This is a genomic window from Salipiger sp. CCB-MM3 (assembly GCF_001687105.1).
Classification (GTDB): domain Bacteria; phylum Pseudomonadota; class Alphaproteobacteria; order Rhodobacterales; family Rhodobacteraceae; genus Salipiger.
The window spans coordinates 2,456,799-2,474,145 of sequence record NZ_CP014595.1; the positions used below are offsets into that span (position 1 = coordinate 2,456,799).

16 protein-coding genes are annotated in these 17,347 nt (G+C 65.6%); 4 read left to right on the forward strand and 12 right to left on the reverse strand.

The window, feature by feature from the left end; all coding sequences use genetic code 11:
• Positions 1 to 12 precede the first annotated feature (12 nt).
• Together AYJ57_RS11865 and AYJ57_RS11870 are read left to right on the forward strand one after the other, a co-directional pair.
• A complete protein-coding gene (locus AYJ57_RS11865; RefSeq protein ID WP_066105401.1) occupies positions 13 to 1,797 on the forward strand; it encodes a GMC family oxidoreductase in 1,785 nt (594 codons plus the stop codon).
• Positions 1,798 to 1,800: 3 nt separating this feature from the next.
• Entirely contained in the window at positions 1,801 to 3,111 is a 1,311-nt protein-coding gene (locus AYJ57_RS11870; RefSeq protein ID WP_066105404.1) for a c-type cytochrome, read from the forward strand.
• A 159-nt stretch (positions 3,112 to 3,270) separates the two neighbouring features.
• On the opposite strand, the gene AYJ57_RS11875 is transcribed toward AYJ57_RS11870, so the two are convergent.
• Positions 3,271 to 4,572 carry a replication-associated recombination protein A gene (locus tag AYJ57_RS11875; RefSeq protein ID WP_066105407.1) on the reverse strand — a complete coding sequence of 434 codons (1,302 nt, stop codon included), beginning with the start codon at positions 4,570 to 4,572 and terminating at the stop codon, positions 3,271 to 3,273.
• Between the two features lie 191 nt (positions 4,573 to 4,763).
• Between AYJ57_RS11875 and AYJ57_RS11880 the strand changes: the two genes are divergently transcribed.
• The gene (locus AYJ57_RS11880; RefSeq protein ID WP_066105410.1) at positions 4,764 to 5,453 is read left to right on the forward strand and encodes a fumarylacetoacetate hydrolase family protein; all 690 of its coding nucleotides are present in this window, start codon (positions 4,764 to 4,766) and stop codon (positions 5,451 to 5,453) included.
• 84 nt (positions 5,454 to 5,537) lie between these two features.
• Here the strand turns inward: AYJ57_RS11880 and AYJ57_RS11885 are convergent, their stop codons facing one another.
• Genes AYJ57_RS11885 through cyoA form a run of 5 tightly spaced genes read right to left on the reverse strand, consistent with a single transcriptional unit; the run spans position 5,538 to position 10,383 of the window.
• Positions 5,538 to 6,287, reverse strand: coding sequence for an SURF1 family protein (locus AYJ57_RS11885; protein WP_066105413.1), 750 nt, complete (start codon positions 6,285 to 6,287; stop codon positions 5,538 to 5,540).
• Positions 6,287 to 6,688 (reverse strand): cytochrome o ubiquinol oxidase subunit IV, encoded by a 402-nt coding sequence (cyoD, locus tag AYJ57_RS11890; RefSeq protein WP_066105417.1) that lies wholly within the window; start codon positions 6,686 to 6,688, stop codon positions 6,287 to 6,289. The genes AYJ57_RS11885 and cyoD overlap by 1 nt, the downstream gene beginning before the upstream one ends.
• Positions 6,688 to 7,317 (reverse strand): cytochrome o ubiquinol oxidase subunit III, encoded by a 630-nt coding sequence (cyoC, locus tag AYJ57_RS11895; RefSeq protein ID WP_412094002.1) that lies wholly within the window; start codon positions 7,315 to 7,317, stop codon positions 6,688 to 6,690. The genes cyoD and cyoC overlap by 1 nt, the downstream gene beginning before the upstream one ends.
• Positions 7,314 to 9,311 (reverse strand): cytochrome o ubiquinol oxidase subunit I, encoded by a 1,998-nt coding sequence (gene cyoB, locus AYJ57_RS11900; protein WP_066105419.1) that lies wholly within the window; start codon positions 9,309 to 9,311, stop codon positions 7,314 to 7,316. Before cyoB ends, cyoC begins: the two co-directional genes overlap by 4 nt.
• Complete coding sequence (cyoA, locus tag AYJ57_RS11905; protein ID WP_066105422.1) at positions 9,301 to 10,383, reverse strand: ubiquinol oxidase subunit II; 1,083 nt, start codon at positions 10,381 to 10,383, stop codon at positions 9,301 to 9,303. Before cyoA ends, cyoB begins: the two co-directional genes overlap by 11 nt.
• 567 nt (positions 10,384 to 10,950) lie before the next feature.
• Between cyoA and AYJ57_RS11910 the strand changes: the two genes are divergently transcribed.
• Positions 10,951 to 11,694, forward strand: a complete 744-nt coding sequence (locus AYJ57_RS11910; protein WP_237220147.1) for a hydratase — start codon at positions 10,951 to 10,953, stop codon at positions 11,692 to 11,694.
• 75 nt (positions 11,695 to 11,769) lie between these two features.
• On the opposite strand, the gene AYJ57_RS11915 is transcribed toward AYJ57_RS11910, so the two are convergent.
• The 6 genes from AYJ57_RS11915 to purF all read right to left on the reverse strand — a co-directional run bounded on the left by AYJ57_RS11915 (position 11,770) and on the right by purF (position 17,281).
• Positions 11,770 to 12,963 (reverse strand): LysM peptidoglycan-binding domain-containing M23 family metallopeptidase, encoded by a 1,194-nt coding sequence (locus AYJ57_RS11915; RefSeq protein ID WP_066105430.1) that lies wholly within the window; start codon positions 12,961 to 12,963, stop codon positions 11,770 to 11,772.
• Positions 12,964 to 13,027: 64 nt separating this feature from the next.
• Positions 13,028 to 13,672 carry a protein-L-isoaspartate(D-aspartate) O-methyltransferase gene (locus AYJ57_RS11920; RefSeq protein WP_066105432.1) on the reverse strand — a complete coding sequence of 215 codons (645 nt, stop codon included), beginning with the start codon at positions 13,670 to 13,672 and terminating at the stop codon, positions 13,028 to 13,030.
• A complete protein-coding gene (surE, locus tag AYJ57_RS11925; protein WP_066105435.1) occupies positions 13,669 to 14,454 on the reverse strand; it encodes a 5'/3'-nucleotidase SurE in 786 nt (261 codons plus the stop codon). The genes AYJ57_RS11920 and surE overlap by 4 nt, the downstream gene beginning before the upstream one ends.
• Before the next feature lie 205 nt (positions 14,455 to 14,659).
• The gene (locus tag AYJ57_RS11930) at positions 14,660 to 15,307 is read right to left on the reverse strand and encodes an SDR family NAD(P)-dependent oxidoreductase (protein WP_066105438.1); all 648 of its coding nucleotides are present in this window, start codon (positions 15,305 to 15,307) and stop codon (positions 14,660 to 14,662) included.
• An 87-nt stretch (positions 15,308 to 15,394) separates the two neighbouring features.
• Positions 15,395 to 15,643: a hypothetical protein gene (locus tag AYJ57_RS11935; protein ID WP_066105441.1), complete on the reverse strand. Its 249-nt coding sequence runs from the start codon at positions 15,641 to 15,643 to the stop codon at positions 15,395 to 15,397.
• A 162-nt stretch (positions 15,644 to 15,805) separates the two neighbouring features.
• The gene (purF, locus tag AYJ57_RS11940) at positions 15,806 to 17,281 is read right to left on the reverse strand and encodes an amidophosphoribosyltransferase (protein ID WP_066107035.1); all 1,476 of its coding nucleotides are present in this window, start codon (positions 17,279 to 17,281) and stop codon (positions 15,806 to 15,808) included.
• Between the last annotated feature and the right edge of the window lie 66 nt (positions 17,282 to 17,347).

Below are 17,347 nucleotides of genomic sequence, written 5' to 3' on the forward strand. Positions count from 1 at the left end.
GAGACACCAACAATGGCAAATGAACGTCCCAAGGCCGACGTGGTGATCGTCGGTCTCGGCTGGGCCGGATCGGTCATGGCCGAAGAGCTGACCCGCGCGGGCCTCAACGTGGTCGCCATCGAGCGCGGCGCATGGCGCGACACGTCGACCGACTTCCCCCCCGCCGTCGACCCCGACGAGCTGCGCTGGCACACCCGCCGCGAGCTGCTGCAGCCGATGAGCGTGGAAACCACCACCTTCCGCAACAAGACCGGCCAGCAGGCCGCCCCGGTGCGTAACTGGAACGCCTTCCAGTTCGGCTGGAACGTCGGCGGCGCTGGCACCCACTGGGCCGGCATGTCCTGGCGCTTCCTGCCCTGGGATTTCGAGGTCGCGACGCAGACCGCCGAACGCTACGGCCAAGAGCGCCTCGATGGGCTGATGGGCGAGGGGCTGCAGCTGCAGGACTGGGGGGTCACCTACGAAGAGATGGCGCCCTATTACGATCGCTTCGAGCGCATCGCCGGTACCTCGGGCAAGGCGGGCAACCTCAACGGTGAGAAGATCAAGGGCGGCAACGTCTTTGAGGGCCCGCGCGAGCGCGAGTACCCGACGCCGCAACTCAAGGACACCAACTGGATGTCCATGTACCGCGACACCACCGAGGGCATGGGCTACAACCCGTTCACCATCCCGGCGGGCAACATCAGCCAAGCCTATGTGAACCCGCTGGGCGTCACCATGGGGCCGTGCACCTATTGCGGCTTCTGCGACTTCCACGGCTGCGGCAACTTCTCCAAGTCGAGCCCGCAGGCCTGTATCCTGCCCGCTCTGATGCGCCGCCCGAACTTCACCGTGCTGACCGAGACCGAAGTGCTGCACGCGGTGAAGCACGAAGACGGCAAGACGGTGAAGGGCGTGAAGTTCATCACCCGCGAGGGCGAGGAAGGCTTCCAGCCCGCCGATGTGGTCTGCATCACCGCCTATCAGATGGACAACGTGCGCCTGATGCTGCTGTCGGGCATCGGCCAGCAATACGATCCGAGCACCGAGCGCGGCACCATCGGCCGTAACTACAGCTACCAGACCTGTTCGTCGGTCACCGGCTTCTTCTCGGGGGCCAAGATGAACCCGTTCATCGGCGGCGGCGCGCTCGGCGTGCAGATCGACGATTTCAACGGCGACAACTTCGACCACAGCGATCTCGACTTCATCGGCGGCGCTGGGATCATGGGCTATTCGACCAACGGTCGTCCGATCGCCAACATGAACGCCATCCGTCCGGGCAACAAGCGCTGGGGCTCGCAGTGGAAAGAGGCCTATGCCCGTGACTATCAGGAGGTGGCCAACATCTTCTGTCAGGGCACCTCGATGCCGACGCGCGACGCCTACCTGTCGCTCGATCCGACCTACAAGGACCGCCATGGCCAGCCGCTGCTGCGCCTGACCTTCGACTGGAACCGCAACGACAAGTCGATGATCGACTACACGACGCAGAAAGCCATCGAGATCATGCGCGAGGCGGGCGGCGAGGACATCATGGTCGACAATCAGACCGAAGCCTCGTGGAACCCCTACAAGCAGCACAGCTCGCACACGATCGGCGGTCTGGTGATGGGCTCGAACCCCGCCACCTCGGCGCTGAACCCGTATCTGCAGAGCTGGGATTGCCACAACGTGTTCTCGGTCGGCGCTTCTGCCTTCCCGAACAACGGCGGCTACAACCCGACGCTCACCGTGGGTGCGCTCGCGGTCCGCGCGGCGCGCGCGATCCACGAGACCTACATCAACAACCCCGGCCCGCTGGTGGAGGCATAACCCATGGCAAAATGGATCAAGATCGCAGGCGGCGTTGTCGTCGTCGCGGCCATCGGCGCCGGTGGTTGGGCCTGGAGCTCGCTGAACACCTCGCGCTCCAATGTGGCCGACGACAGCGTCACGCTGGCCGAGTTCACCTCTGACGATGCCGAGGCCATCGAGCGTGGCGAGTATGTCATGCGGATGGGCGACTGCGCGGCCTGCCACACCCGCGAAGACGGCGAGTTCGCAGGCGGCTATCAGATCGCGACGCCCTTCGGCACTCTGGTCTCTTCGAACATCACCCCCGATGCCGAGACCGGCATCGGCGGGATGACCGAGAAGGACTTCTTCAACGCGATCCGTCAGGGCATCGGCCAGCATGGCATGCTCTACCCGGCGATGCCCTACACGGCCTACGCCAAGTTCACCGACGAAGACATGCATGACCTTTGGGCCTATATGTCGACGGTGGAGCCGATCTCGAACGACATCGACGAGAACGGCGGCATGCCGTTCCCGTTCAACATCCGTCTCGCCATGGCGGGCTGGGACATGCTGTTCTTCGACAACGAGGGCTTCGAGCCGGTCGCGTCCGAGAGCGATGATTGGAACCGCGGCAAATACATCGTCGACGGCGGTGGCCACTGCGCCGCCTGCCACAGCCCGCGCAACGCGCTGGGTGCCGAGGTGGCCAGCGCCTATCTGCAAGGTGGCAACATCGGCGATTGGTACGCGCCCGACCTGACCCAGAACCCGCATGTGGGTCTGGGCGGCAGCTCGGCCGAGGACATCGCGTCCTATCTCAAGACCGGCTCGGACGGCGTTGCCGTGGCGGCTGGCCCGATGGCCGAGGCGGTGGAGCACTCGCTGCAGTATCTGACCGACGAGGACGCGCTGGCGGTGGGCACCTATCTCACCGCGCTTCCGGCCTCCGACACGCCGGCTCCGGCGGCGGCAAGCCTTGGCGACGCCGATACCGCGCGGCTGGCGGATGTCTATGAGGTGAACTGCTCGGCCTGCCACGGTCTGCAGGGTGAGGGCATCAAGGGCATGGTTCCGGCCTTCGATGGCAACCACGGCCTGCTGACCGACCCCACCAACATGATCCACGTGATGCTGAAGGGCGCCCGCGCGGCGCACAGCCACACGGCCGAGACGGCGGCGGGCATGCCCTCTTTCGCTTGGAAGATGGACGACGAGGACATCGCCGAAATCCTCACCTATGTGCGCAACAGCTGGGGCAACGCCGGCGAAGCGGTCTCCGCGGGCAAGGTCGGCGAAATGCGCGAGCAGCTTGGCGCGCGCGAGCCGCTGTCGAACCCCGGTTCGTAATCGGTTGATCGGTTGAGACGCGAAGGGCCGCCCTGATGGGGCGGCCCTTTTTCGTTGTGGACCTTAGGCCCGGACCCTCAGGCCGGGGCGAGGTGGCGCGCGGCCACTGACCTGCAACCCCACCAAAGATGCGCGAATAAGCCCAGATCGCCGGGTGTCTCAGAAACGGCGGCGCGGTTGGGGGTGCCCGGTCAGCGCCTCCCAGAAGGCATCGGCGCGCTTTTCGAAGGTGGCGGCATCGCGGGCGTCGCTCTGGTAGAAGGCGCCCTGCGCCACGCCCGGAGCGTATTCCTGTTCGACCCAGCCGCGTGGATCGTCATGCGGGAATTTATAGCCCACATGGCCAAGGCTCTCGGCGCCTTTGTAATGCGCGTCGCGCAGATAGAGCGGCACCGCAGCGGGCGGCGCGCTGGTGACATGGCCGAGCGCTGCGCCGATGCCGCGCGTCACTGAACCCGATTTCGGCGCGCGCGCCACATGCAGCGCAGCATGGGCGAGGATAAGCTGGCACTCGGGATAGCCGATTTTCTCGACCGCCTGCGCGGCGGCCACGGCGGTCTGTAGCGCGGTGTTGTCGGCAAGGCCTACGTCCTCAGAGGCGTGGATCATGATCCGCCGAGCGATGTAGCGCGGGTCTTCGCCGCCATGGATCAGCCGCGCCAGCCAATAGAGCGTCGCGTCGGGGTCCGAGCCGCGCATGGATTTCACGAATGCCGACACCACATCGTAATGCTGATCGCCCGAGCGGTCGTGGTTGATCGCCGCCGCCTCATAAGCCTCGGCGATCATCTCGTCGCTGATGGTGACCGCGCCGTCATGTCCGACAGCCAAGCTTTCGAGCGTGGTCAGCGCGCGCCGTGCGTCACCCCCCGAGCGCCCGGCGATGAGCCGCCGCTGCTCGGGCCGCAGACTGACCTTGATGCCCTGCGCCGCCAGATGGTCGACGCCGCGCTGTACGACCTTTTCCATCTCTTCGATGCTCAGCGGTTCGAGCTTGAGGATGGTCGAGCGCGAGACCAGCGCGGGCGGCAGCGCGTGGTAAGGATTGCCGGTGGTGGCACCGACGAAATCGGCGGTGCCTTCCTCGCAGATCGACAGCAGGTCGTCGGCCTGCGTGGCCGAGAAGCGGTGCACCTCATCGACGAAGATCAGCAGCGGGCGGATGCGTGCCTCATCGGCGATCTTGCGCAACTCTTTCACCCCGTCGCGGGTGGCGTGCAGCGGGCGGAATTCTTTGCCCAGCATATTGCCCACCGCGCGGGCGATGGTGGTCTTGCCGATGCCCGGCGGGCCGTAGAGGATCAGGCTGCCGAGCGCGTTCGCTGCGATCCGGCGGCGCAGGATCGAGCCCGGTTTGACCAGCTTGGGCTGGCCGATGATGTCGTCCAGCGTCTCGGGGCGCAGCGCAGCGGCCAGCGGGGTGCGGCCAAGCCGGGGGCCGGTGTCGAAAAGATCGCTCATGCTCAGGCCTCATCTGCGGGCATTGCTTGATGCGCTAGCAGATCGAGCCGGGGCGGGCAAATGCGGGCTGATCGGCATATCAATCTTGGTTGTAGCCTCTGTCCTTCGCGCGCCGACCTGCTAGACATTTCCGCAACTTGGCGTGCGCGCAGCGGTACGCCCTTTCTCGACGCCCATCCAAGGAGTGCCCGATGACCGATTATGTCTTTGCCCCGCAAGAAACCCCCAGTGTTGCCGTTGCAGGCAGCGAGGCGCGCTTTCCGCTGCGCCGCATCTTCTGTGTCGGGCGCAACTACGCCGAGCACGCGCGGGAAATGGGCCATGATCCCGACCGCGAGCCGCCGTTCTTCTTCGACAAGCCGATCGACACGATCGCCGAGGCGGGGGACGCCATTCCCTATCCGCCCGCGACCGCCGATCTGCACCACGAGGGCGAGTTGGTCGTCGCGCTGGGGCAGGGCGGTGTCGATATCCCCGAGGACAAGGCGCTGGAGTGTGTCTGGGGCTATGCCGCCGGCATCGACCTGACGCGCCGCGACGTGCAGGCCGAGGCCAAGAAGAAGGGCCGCCCGTGGACCATGGCCAAAGGGTTCGACTATGCCGCCGTCTGCGGTCCGGTGCACCCGGTGGCGCAGGTCGGCCATCTGGACAAGGGCAGGCTGCGGCTGGTGGTGAACGGCGAAGAGCGGCAGGACGGCGATATGGCGCAGATGATCTGGTCGGTGCCCGAGGTGATCTCTTACCTCTCGGGGCTGGTCGAACTGAAGGCGGGGGATCTCATCTACACCGGCACACCCGCCGGGGTCAGCGCGCTCGAGCGTGGCGATACCTGTGTGGTCGAGATCGAAGGCCTGGCGCCGCTGGAGATCAGCATCGGCTGAGCCGAGCCTCGCAGACCCGAAACGGCAAAGCGCCAGCCCGAAGGGCTGGCGCTTTTGTTTTGGTCTCTCTGCCCGCGGGCCGTGTCAGCGTCTGCGGAATTCCGTCCAGATGAACAGTGCCCAGGCGGCGATCATCATCAGGGCCAGCCCGGCCCATGTGAGCGCGTAGCTCAGATGCGCATTGCGGAAGCTGACGACCGTCTGCCCGCCGCGCGGCCATGCCTGCGCGTCATCGCCCATGTCCTGATCGACGAAATAGGGCGCGGCCTTCTCGAAGCCTTTGGCCGAGGTGATCGAGCCGATGTCGCGGCGGTACCATTGGCCGTTCTGCGGATCATTGTCGCGCGAGAAGAGCCAGCCCTCGCTTTCCGAGATGCGCAGCAGGCCGGTGACCGTCTGTTCGCCCTCGGGCGCGTCGCGCGTGGCGGGGTCTTTCAGCCGCTCCGGCACCAGCCCGCGGTTGACCATCACCACGGTGCCGTCGTCGCGGCGCAGCGGGGTCAGGATCCAATAGCCGGGGCCGAAGTCGGCGGGGGTGTAAATCTGTACTTCCTCGTCGTTGAGGAAGGTGCCGCTCAGAGAGACATGCCGGTATTCGGCGCTCTCGGCGGTGATCCCGGCCCAGTCGTCCGGGCCGGGGGCGGGGACGGGCGCGGCATGGACGCGCGCCTCGACCCTCTCGATAAGGGCGACCTTCCAGTGCAGGCGCTGAACCTGCCAGATCGCCAGTGAGGTGAAACCGACGAGAGCCGCCAGCGCCACCAGCGTGACCGCAATGATGAGCGGCCAGCGGCGGCGCTGCGCGCCGGGCTTATGCGCCGCCGCCGCGCCCATCAGTTGTGCTCCGCGCCGTGCTCGCCGGACATGCTTGCGCCCGGCGTGGCTTCGGAATCCATCACCATGTTGCCTTCGCTCATCGGCATCATGTTGGCGTTCATGTTGTGCATGACCCAGAGCGAGCCTGCCAGAACGATGCCCACGATCACCACCGCGAGGATGGTGGCCGACATGGTCCAGCCGCCTTCATTGTCGCTCTTGAGGTGCAGGAAATACACCAGGTGAACGATGATCTGGATCGCGCCCAGACCCATGATGATGCCGATCAGCCAGGTCCGCGACATGTCGCTTTCCATCATGACCAGCGCGAAGGGGATGACGCTGAGGATCACCGCGAGGGCGAAACCGGTCATCAGCGTGCCCATGGTGCCGTGCGATGCTTCGGAATGTGCGCTCATCAGATCAACCTCACCAGATAGACGAAGGAGAACACCCCGATCCAAACCAGATCGAGGAAGTGCCAGAACATGCTCAGCGTCGAGAGGCGCTGCATGTTGGCCGGGATCATGCCCTTCATGCGGATCTGGGCGATCAGCACGCAGAGCCAGATCAGGCCTGCGGTCACGTGCAGACCGTGGGTGCCGACCAGCAGGAAGAAGGCCGACAGGAAGCCCGAACGATCAGGACCCGCGCCGATGTGGATCAGGTGATGGAATTCGTAGACTTCCATCCCGATGAAGCCGAGGCCCAGCACGCCGGTGATCACCAGCCACAGGGTGGTGGCGTCCATGTCGTGCTTTTCCGCCTTCAGCATGGCAACGCCGAAGGTGACCGAGGAGAACAGCAGCAGCGCCGTCTCGATGGCCACGAAGCCCGGCTCGAACAGGTCTTTCGGACCCGGACCACCGGCAAAGTTGTTGCCCAGCACCGCATAGGTCGCGAAGAGCGATGCGAAGATGATGCAGTCGCTCATCAGGTAGATCCAGAACCCGATGGGCGTGGGGCTCTCGTGGTGATGATCGGGGTGGTGGTCGGGGCCCGCAGGCCCCTCCACTCGTCCGGTCAGCGGAGTGTCAAGCATGGTCATGCTGCACCTCCCTTCGCTTCTTTCTCAGCGACGGTTGCCGCCGGGATCCAGTGATCCTGATTGTAGTTGAAGGTATGCGCGATGGTGGTCGCGATCATGCCGATGAACGAGATCGCGGCGAGCCACCAGATGTACCAGATCATCGCGAAACCGAAGACCAGAGCCATGGCGGCGACGATGACGCCGGTGGCCGTGTTATTCGGCATGTGGATGTCGTGGTAGTTGGTGGACCACTTGAAGCCGTCCTGCTTCATCTTCCAGAAGGCGTCGCGGCCGGTGACCACCACGTCCTGCGGGAAGTTGTAGTTTGCGGGCGGCGACTGGGTTGCCCAGTCGAGGGTGCGCGCATCCCACGGGTCGTTGCCGCAGGCCAGTTCCTTGCGCCGCATGATCGACACGGCGAAGTTGATGAAGCCGCAGGCGATACCGATGGCGATCAGCACCGCGCCGAAGGCGGCGACGATGAAGTAGATCTGCCACGCCTGGTCCATGTAGCTCTGCAGACGGCGGGTCACGCCCATCAGGCCGAGCGCATAGAGCGGCATGAAGGCGAAGTAGAAGCCGATGCACCAGAACCAGAAGGTGCGGCGTCCCCATTTGTCGTCCAGCTTGAAGCCGAAGGCCTTGGGCCACCAGAAGGTGACGGCGGCATAGACCCCGAACACCACGCCGCCGATGATGACGTTGTGGAAGTGGGCGATGAGGAACAGCGTGTTGTGCAGCTGGAAGTCGACCGGCGGAACCGCCAGCAGAACACCGGTCATGCCGCCGATGGCGAAGGTCACGATGAAGCCAGTGGTCCAGAGCATCGGCACTTCGAAGCGCACGCGGCCCTTGTACATGGTGAACAGCCAGTTGAAGACCTTAACCCCGGTGGGCACCGCGATGATCATCGTGGTGATGCCGAAGAAGGTGTTCACATTGGCGCCGGAGCCCATGGTGAAGAAGTGGTGCAGCCACACGACGAAGGACAGCACCATGATGCAGGCGGTGGCCCAGACCATGGTCTTGTAGCCAAAGAGCGGCTTGCCCGAGAAGGTCTGCACGATTTCCGAGAACACGCCGAAGATCGGCAGGATCAGGATGTAAACCTCGGGGTGACCCCAGATCCAGATCAGGTTCACATACATCATGGCGTTGCCGCCAAGATCGTTGGTGAAGAAGTGGAAGCCAAGGTAACGGTCGAGGGTCAGCATGGTCAGCGTGGCGGTCAGCACGGGGAAGGCTGCCACGATGAGCACGTTGGTGCAGAGCGCGGTCCAGGTGAAGACCGGCATGTCGAAGAGCTTCATGCCCTTGGCGCGCATCTTGAAGATGGTTGCCAGCAGGTTCACGCCCGAAAGCGTCGTGCCCACACCGGCGATCTGCAGCGCCCAGAGGTAGTAGTCCACGCCCGGCCCTGTGGAGAAGGCCGATCCCGACAGCGGCGGGAAGGCCAGCCAGCCGACACGTGCGAACTCACCGATGAAGAGCGAGATGTTCACCAGCAGCGCGCCAGCCACTGTCATCCAGAACGAGAAGTTGTTCAGGAAGGGGAAGGCCACGTCGCGGGCACCGATCTGCGTCGGCATGACGTAGTTCATGATGCCGGTGATGAAGGCCATCGCCACGAAGAAGATCATGATCACGCCGTGGGCGGTGAAGACCTGATCGTAGTGGTGCGGGGGCAGGTAGCCCTCGGCGCCGCCAGCCGCCATGGCCTGCTGAGCGCGCATCATCAGCGCGTCGGCAAAGCCGCGGATGAACATGATGAAGCCAAGCACCATGTACATGATGCCGATCTTCTTGTGGTCGACGCTGGTGATCCAGTCACGCCAGAGCGGACCCCAGAGCTTGAAGTAGGTCATCAGGACCAGCGCGACGAGGCCGCCCAGAACGATGGCCGAGAAGGTGCCGACAAGGATCGGCTCGTGGTACGGAATCCAGTCGAGAGTCAGCCGGCCGAAAATCGGCGACCAGGTCTCGGGGGCTTGGACATGTGCTTCAGTTGCCATGCTGCGCCTCTCCCTCGTGGGTGTTCATCGACAGCTTGTCGCTGTCATCGTGAGTGTCGTGCGCCGGTGCGGCAGGCTCGGACGGCGTGCCGATCAGGTTGCCGAAACCATCGACTGCACGCTGATCGTCGTACTGATACTTGTGCTTGTCGCCGATGCCAGCGAGGCCGCCGCCACCCTGTTCGTCCTGCATCATCATCTGGTCCATGCAGACCTTGCCTTGCTCGACGCAGAGGCCGCGGATGCGGTCGAAGAGACCGTCGTCGACAGCGCTGTAGTACTGCACGTCAGCATCCATCGTCGGCTTTTCGAGCTCGAGGTAGGCGTTGCGGGTCAGCGCGTCATCCGATGCGCGGGCTTTCTCGACCCACTGGTCGAAGTCCGCATCGCTCATCGCCTCGGTGTCGAAGTGCATTTCGGCAAAGCCCGGGCCGTTGTAGTGCGCGGCCTGACCGAAGAAGGTGCCTTCTTCGTCTGCGATGAGGTGCAGCTTCGTCTCCATGCCGGCCATGGTGTAGATCATGCCGCCGAGCGCGGGGACCGAGAAGGTGGTCATCACGGTCGAGGAGGTCAGGCGCAGGTTCAGCGGACGACCGGCGGGAACCGCCAGTTCGTTCACCGAGGCGACGCCCAGCTCGGGGTAGATGAACAGCCATTTCCAGTCGAGGGACACGACCTCAACTTCGAGCGGCTCACCGATCTCGGTGCCGATCTCCGTCGCTTCGAGCGGACGGTACGGGTCGAGACGGTGGGTGTAGATGTAGGTGTAGACGCCAAGGATGGCGACGATGATGATCGGCACGCCCCACAGCACATACTCCAGACGGGTGGAGTGCGACCAGTTGGGGGCGTAGTCGGATTGATCGGGGCGGTCCGCGCGGTAGCGCAGCGGGAACCAGATGGCCATGAAAATGACCGGGATGATCACGATCAGCATGAGCAGGGTCGAAATGACCAGCAGATCACGCTGCTCGGCGGCCACCCAGCCCGACGGTGCAAGCACGTCGTACTGGCATGCCGACAGGCTCGCGACCGCTCCCAGCAGGATCGGAATTTTGAACGATAGTCTCAAGTCAGCCTCGCAAGTCTTTCCGGGCTGACGGAGTGAGAGGAGGAGGCCAGCCCGGGAGAAGAGTTCGGGCGCACTCAGCACGGGCGCGTCCGGTAAAGGTGGCACGCGCGTAGAATGCTGCGGGCGCGAACCGAATAGGTCATTCCGTCGCACATATTTGCCGATCAGCTATCCGTGACGGAACGTGCGGCGCGGCGACTCGTTCACCGCGCGCGCTGGAAATAGACCGGGAAAGTGCGTACTTTCTAGCGAAAACATGCGGAAAGCCGCACGATTTTCTCGCGGCTGCAGCATCGCAGAACCGGCAATTCCTTGCCGTGATCTGCAGCTTGCGAAGTTTCCGCCGGTAAAACTGACACAAAAAATTGAACAAGTCCCACCGCGACTTGCATGGTTTCGGCGGCGAAAGATGCGCAAATGGGCTGCGGGTTCCCGCAAGTGTCATGGCCGTACTGGCAAAGATTCGCCGGCGCTTGGCTGCCCTTTGGGAATGGTCTAAGCCAGCCTCAAGCGGACCGCAGCAGCAGGGCCGCATGACACAGACCCATGCCCACAGGAGCGCCTGCCTTGTCCGAAGCCCCCCAGATCACCGCCTTTGCCGCCGCACTGCAGCAATCTCACGCCTCCGGGCAGCGGTTCGTGCCCGAGACCGGCATGGCGCTGCCGCGTGACCGCGCCGAATGTCTTGCCGTGCAGCAGGCCGTCTCCGAAGCGCGCGGCGCGGTCGCGGGGTTCAAAGTCGGGGCTGGGAAGGGCGCGCTTGCGCCTACCGTGGCACCTATCGCGGCAGCCGATGTGGTGGCCAGCGGCGGGGTGGCGAAGACCCGTGATCAGCTGGGCATCGAGCTGGAAGTGGGCTTCGAGCTTCTCAAGCCGCTGCCCGCCGTAGGCCTGCCCGAGCCGGTGCAAGAGTATTTCGCGCCGCGCGTGGTGATCGAACTGGTGGACACCCGCCTTGAGGGCGACGCGGCCTCCGATCCGGCGCTGAAGTTGGCGGATATGCAGATCAACGCGGGCATGGTGCTCGGTCCGCGGGTCGCAGATTGGGACGGCAGCGATTTTGGCACCGTGGCGGCGTGGTGCGATGCGGGCGAGACGCGCCTGCTGGACGGCGAGGCGACGGTGCCCGGAGGCTCGGCGCTGGCCAACCTCGGGCTGCTCTGCGAGGTGCTGGGCGATCACTGCGGCGGCCTGCAGCCGGGGCAGGTGGTGATCACCGGCTCGCTCTGCGGGCTGCCCTATTTCCCCGCCGGGACCGAGGTGTCGGGCCGTATCGAGGGGCTGGGCGAGGTTTCCGTAACGCTGACCTGAACAGGCCACGCGCCCAAGGCGACACCGAAAAAGGCCCGGCGATTGCCGGGCCTTTTGCTTTGGGTGGGGCTGGGATCAGCGCAGGTAGGTCATCGGATCGACGCTGTCGAACCCCTTGCGAACCTCGAAGTGCAGGAAGGCCGGATCGGCGGCGCGGACCGAGCCGATGGTCTGGCCACGGCTCACCGCATCGCCTTTCTTGACCTGCAGCCCGTCGAGATGGGTGTAGATCGACAGCAGCTCGTCGGCGTGACGAATGACCACGATCTGAACGTTCTCGGTGTTGCGGGTGATCGCCGCGACGGTGCCGCTGGCCGCGGCCTTCACCGCGCTGCCTGCGGGGGCCGAGATGTCGATCCCCTCGTTCTTGCCCTTCGAATACTCGCGCACGATCGAGCCGTTCACCGGCATCGCCATCACCGCGTTGGAATTGGTTGCGGCGGCTTGCCCGATGTCGGCGACCGGCTTGGCGGGGGTGCTTGCGGCGCTGGCGGTCTGCACCGCGCGCGACGGCTCGTCCTGCGGCAGCGGCTGGCTGGCAGAGGGCGGCTGCGGCGTCGGCGAGCCGCTCCCCGGCGAGACGGTCACGCGCTCGGCGCGGGTGCCCTGTTCCTCGACCACGGGGATCAGCAGGTACTGGCCTTCGCGCAGAGTGAAATTGGCGTCGAGCCCGTTCCATTCGCCCAGCGACTTCGGCGTCACGCCGTAGAGACGGGCGATGGTATAGGCGGTCTCGCCGCGCTGCACCTTGTGGCGGATCGGCTCGGTGCCGGTGGCTGCGGTGCTGCCGGTGGGCGCGGGGGCCAGCGTCGAGGAGGTGACGGTGGCGGCGCGCGACGGCGTCGTGGTGGGGGCGCTGTCGATGGCGTTTCCGGCCAGAGTGGCGATATCGACGTTGCCGCCGGTGGGCTCGGCCACGCGGCGCGGCAGGGCGAGCACCTCACCGTCGCGCAGCACGTCGTCCGCCTGCATGCCGTTGTAGCGCGCAAGCTCGCCCGCGGGCAGGCCGACGCGGCTGGCGATGGCGGCGACACTGTCGCCGCGGCGGGCCACGGCCACCTGATAGTTGGGGTAGGAGATCACGCCGCGGGCGTCGGGCGCGGGGCGGTCGGCGGTGCTGGCGGCGAGCGCCGCCTGCGAGGTGTCCACCGTGCCACCCATGCGGCCGCGCATGTCATAGTCGAGCGGACCCGAGCAGGCCGCCAGCAGGGCGGCTGCGGCCAGCGGCCCGGCGATGCGGGCGGCGGAATTGCGGAGGCTGTCGTCCATCTGTCTCGATCCTCAACTGCGCCCCTTGTCCCGGGGCGTCTCGTAAATCTGCTTGGGGTGGCGGTCAGCTCTCTCTGGCCAGACCTTCCACCAGCGGCACGAAGCGCACGGGGCGCAGCTCGTCATAGTCAAAGCCCTGTTCCGTGCGCGTCACCCGGATGAGGTGTTGCACGGTGTCGGACTGCCCCACGGGCAAGACCATGATACCGCCAATCCGCAGCTGGGCCAAGAGCGGGCCGGGAGGGTCCTCGGCGGCGGCGGTCACCAGAATGCGATCAAAGGGCGCTTGGTCCTGCAGGCCAAAGCTGCCGTCGGCGGTGAAGGCGGTGATGTTCGACAGATCGAGCGCGTCAAAGACCTTGCGCGCCTCGACCACCAACCTGCGATGGCGGTCCACGGTATAGACGCGCCGGGCCAGCTGGCTGAGGATCGCGGCCTGATAGCCAGAGCCGGTCCCCACTTCGAGCACCTTGTCGCGGTTCGACACGTTCAGCGCCTGGGTCATCAGTCCGACGACCGAGGGCTGCGAGATGGTCTGCCCGCAAGGAATGGGCAGCGGCATGTCCTCATAGGCGCGGTCGGTGAAATAGCCCTTCACGAAGAGCCCGCGGTCGATCTTTTCCATCGCCTCGAGCACGAGGCTGTCGGTGACCCCGCGCGAGCGCAGGGCAAAGAGGAGCTGCATCTTGGCTTCTGCGTCGAAACTCATGCGAAGGCAGCCTCCAGCCCCGCAAGTGCGTCATGGGCGGTGAGGTCGGCGCGCATGGGCGTGACCGAGATATAGCTTTCGAGGTTGGCGGCTGCATCGGTGCCCGCGGGTGCGGGCTGGCGCTGGTCGCCGCCCCGTATCCACAGGAAGCGCCGCCCCGAAGGCGACATATGCGGCTCTACCGCGTAATTGGTGCCAGCCCGGCGGCCCTGCGGCACGACGCGGGTGCCCAGCACTTCACCGGCGGGGCAGGGCGGGAAGTTGACGTTCCAGAACAGCCGGTAGTCGCCATCGGATTTGGTGCCCGAGGCAAGGATGCGGCGGACCACCTCGGCGCCATGGGTGGCTGCGCCTTCGAAGGGATTTTCCAGCTCGCGGGTCCGCGGCCCGAGGTATTGCGACAGGGCGATCGACGGCAGCCCCTGCAGTGCGCCTTCCATGGCGCCACCCAGAGTGCCGGAATAGAGCGCGTTCTCTGCCGAGTTGTTGCCGCGGTTGACCCCCGAAAGCACCAGATCGGGCGGGCAGTCCTTCATCACGTCATGCAGACCGGCAAGCACGCAGTCGGCAGGGCTGCCCTCGGCGGCCCAGCTGCGCGGACCCATCTGCGCGATCATCATCGGATGGGTGTAGCTGATGCAATGGGCGACGCCCGACTGCTCGAAGGCCGGGGCGACGGTCCAGACCTCGCCCTCGGGCCCGGCAACCTCTTCGGCGATAGCTTGCAGAACGGCGAGGCCCGGAGCGTTGATGCCGTCGTCATTGGTGATGAGAATGCGCATGGATTGGGTCCCTGTTATGGGACTTGCATAGGGAATGGCCTGCGGCGGGGCAAGGCGCAGCGCAGCCGCAAAGCGGCGCTGATGCGATCCGGTCTCAGGTGTGTCTCAGAAGTAGCGACGCGCGCCTCTTGGCAAGGCAATGGGCGCAGGGCCGAGCGGCGCTGTGGAAGCGCCCGCTTAGGCCACTGGTCTCAGCTTTGGCGGCTTAAAGAATGCCCAGTTCCGACAGCAGCCGCGCCGCTTCGGCATAGGGAGAGGCTAGCGCGTCCTTGTCCTCGCCGGGGTGGAAGCGCATGCGGGTGGTGGTGTTCATCGGCAGTGGCTGCACGATATCCACCTTCGGGCCGATCTTGGCGCTTTCCGCCTGCCAGCTGCGGGCCAGCGCAATCTGCGCGCCTTTGGTGGTGCCGTAAGAGCCGTAGAACTTCTCGCCCGCGTGGTCGTCTGCGAAGAACACCGCGCGTCCCGCCTCGCCCAGCAGCGGCGCCACGAAGGGGATCAGCACGCCGGTCGCCGTGAGGTTGGTGGCGATGGATTTTTCCAGATCCTTGGCGTCGAGATGGCTGGCCGGGGTCAGCGGCGCCGCGTGAACGGCGGTGTGCAGCCAAAGCGCCGCGCCGCCCCAGCGGTCCCAGATCGAGCGACACAGCTGCGCCATGGCGTCGGTCTTGGTGATGTCCATCGGCGCCAGCGTGGCAGCGCCGCCGCGGGCCTTGATCCGGTCATCAAGATCTTCGAGCCCGCCGATCGTACGACCGACAGCGACCACGTGGTAGGCGGGTGCAAGGGCTTCGGCGAGGGCAAAACCCAGCCCGCGCGAGGCACCGGTGACAAGGGCGATCTGTTCACTCATGCCCGTTCTTTCTCCGCGCGGCGCGGGAATGTCAATTGCCGCGCGAGGTCATGCGGTTGCCCGCAAGCCGCCGCAAGCCCATGGCGGTCAGGGGATCTCGAGCCACTGCGCGGCACCGCCGCTGGAGAGGGCGATGCGGTCCGCGTCGATGGCGACCACTTTCTGGCGACCAATGCGCGAGCCGACACCTACGATCACCACCCGCCCGCTGGCGAGGCGCACCAAGGCACGGGGCGCACGTCCGGCGCTGCGCACGCCGAGAAGGGCAAGGCCACGTGGCAGCGGCGCCTTGGTCGTCGCGTTGGACGCGACATTGGCTGGGGTGGAATTTGCCATGGCCTTCTCTCCTCTTTGAACTGCGGGGGATGCAGCCAATTAAAGAAGCTCGGCGGGCATAAAAAGGGGGACGTGTGGTCACGTCCCCGTGGGGTGCTTGTCACGTCGCGTCATATGCGGAAAACGGCTGGCGCCCCGGCGAAAGGGCGCGCAGCCGGCGCGTCATTCCGCCGCGGTCTTGAGCTTGAAGCCCTTCTCGATCATGTCCGCGGGCTCGACCGGGTATTCGCCCGAGAAGCAAGCGTCGCAATACTGCGGGCACTTGTTGTTGCGGCCTTCCTCGCTGGCACCGACGGCGCGGTAAAGACCATCGAGCGAGATGAACTTGAGGCTGTCGACGCCCAGATGCTCGCGCATCTCTTCTTCCGACATGGTGGCGGCCAGCAGCTTTTCGCGCTGCGGCGTGTCCACGCCATAGAAGCAGGGCCACGCGGTGGGCGGCGAGGCGATGCGGAAGTGCACCTCGGCGGCGCCCGCATCAAGGATCATCTCCTTGATCTTGCGCGAGGTGGTGCCGCGCACCACCGAGTCGTCGACAAGGATCACCCGCTTGCCCTGAATGAGCGCGCGGTTGACGTTGAGCTTCAGGCGCACGCCCATGTTGCGGATCTGCTCGGTCGGTTCGATGAAGGTCCGGCCCATGTACTGGTTGCGGATGATCCCCATGCCGTAGGGGATGCCGCTCTCATGGGCAAAGCCGATCGCCGCCGGGGTGCCGCTGTCGGGCACCGGGCAGACGAGGTCCGCCTCGACCGGCGCTTCGCGGGCAAGCTCCACACCGATCTGGCGGCGGGTCTCATAGACCGAGCGGCCACCGATGATCGAGTCGGGGCGCGAGAAATACACATGCTCGAAGATGCAGAACTTCGAGGGCTGCGGGCGGAACGGACGGCGGCTTTCGACCTTGCCACCCGAGATCACGACCATCTCGCCGGGTTCGATCTCACGCACGTACTCGGCGCCGATGATGTCGAGCGCGCAGGTCTCGGAGCTGAGCACATAGCCATCGTCGCCGACCTTGCCGAGCACCAGCGGGCGCACGCCCAGCGGGTCGCGCACACCGATCAGCTTGGTGCGGGTCATGGCGACCACCGAGAAGGCACCCTCGACGCGGCGCAGCGCGTCTTCCATCCGGGCCGGGATGTCGCGTTGCAGCGAGCGCGCCATCAGGTGGATGATGCATTCGCTGTCCGACGAGCTTTGGAAGATCGAGCCGCGCTCGATCAACTCGCGGCGCAGCGCGTCGGCATTGGTGATGTTGCCGTTGTGGGCGATGGCGGCACCGCCCATCGAGAACTCACCAAAGAACGGCTGAACGTCGCGGATCGCTGCGCCTTTCGAGCCGGCGGTCGAGTAACGGACGTGGCCGATGGCAAGCTGACCGGGCAGCGTTTCCATCAGCGAGGCACGGGTGAAGTTGTCACGCACGTAGCCGAAGCGGCGGGCCGAGTTGAACCCGTGTTCGGGGGCGTAAGAGACGATCCCGCCGGCTTCCTGTCCCCGGTGCTGCAGCGCGTGCAGGCCGAGGGCGACGAAGTTCGCCGCGTCGGTGACCCCGTTGACCCCGAACACGCCGCACTCTTCGTGCAGCTTGTCGGCATCGACGGCGTCGAAATCAAAGGGATGAGCGGGGGGCATCTGGCGATCGGACAAGGGCAGCTCCGAATCCAATTAGGCTGGGGACAGCCCCCTCATACTGGCATG

Excerpts from the sequence above, each read along its gene's own strand:
- AYJ57_RS11870 (WP_066105404.1), top strand. The coding sequence starts at position 1,801 with ATGGCAAAATGGATCAAGATCGCAGGCGGCGTTGTCGTCGTCGCGGCC.
- surE (WP_066105435.1), bottom strand. The coding sequence starts at position 14,454 with ATGCGCATTCTCATCACCAATGACGACGGCATCAACGCTCCGGGCCTC.
- purF (WP_066107035.1), bottom strand. The coding sequence starts at position 17,281 with ATGCCCCCCGCTCATCCCTTTGATTTCGACGCCGTCGATGCCGACAAG.
- AYJ57_RS11865 (WP_066105401.1), top strand. The coding sequence starts at position 13 with ATGGCAAATGAACGTCCCAAGGCCGACGTGGTGATCGTCGGTCTCGGC.
- AYJ57_RS11920 (WP_066105432.1), bottom strand. The coding sequence starts at position 13,672 with ATGAGTTTCGACGCAGAAGCCAAGATGCAGCTCCTCTTTGCCCTGCGC.
- AYJ57_RS11885 (WP_066105413.1), bottom strand. The coding sequence starts at position 6,287 with ATGGGCGCGGCGGCGGCGCATAAGCCCGGCGCGCAGCGCCGCCGCTGG.
- cyoC (WP_412094002.1), bottom strand. The coding sequence starts at position 7,317 with ATGACCATGCTTGACACTCCGCTGACCGGACGAGTGGAGGGGCCTGCG.
- AYJ57_RS11915 (WP_066105430.1), bottom strand. The coding sequence starts at position 12,963 with ATGGACGACAGCCTCCGCAATTCCGCCGCCCGCATCGCCGGGCCGCTG.
- AYJ57_RS11935 (WP_066105441.1), bottom strand. The coding sequence starts at position 15,643 with ATGGCAAATTCCACCCCAGCCAATGTCGCGTCCAACGCGACGACCAAG.
- AYJ57_RS11880 (WP_066105410.1), top strand. The coding sequence starts at position 4,764 with ATGACCGATTATGTCTTTGCCCCGCAAGAAACCCCCAGTGTTGCCGTT.
- AYJ57_RS11930 (WP_066105438.1), bottom strand. The coding sequence starts at position 15,307 with ATGAGTGAACAGATCGCCCTTGTCACCGGTGCCTCGCGCGGGCTGGGT.
- cyoD (WP_066105417.1), bottom strand. The coding sequence starts at position 6,688 with ATGAGCGCACATTCCGAAGCATCGCACGGCACCATGGGCACGCTGATG.
- cyoB (WP_066105419.1), bottom strand. The coding sequence starts at position 9,311 with ATGGCAACTGAAGCACATGTCCAAGCCCCCGAGACCTGGTCGCCGATT.
- AYJ57_RS11875 (WP_066105407.1), bottom strand. The coding sequence starts at position 4,572 with ATGAGCGATCTTTTCGACACCGGCCCCCGGCTTGGCCGCACCCCGCTG.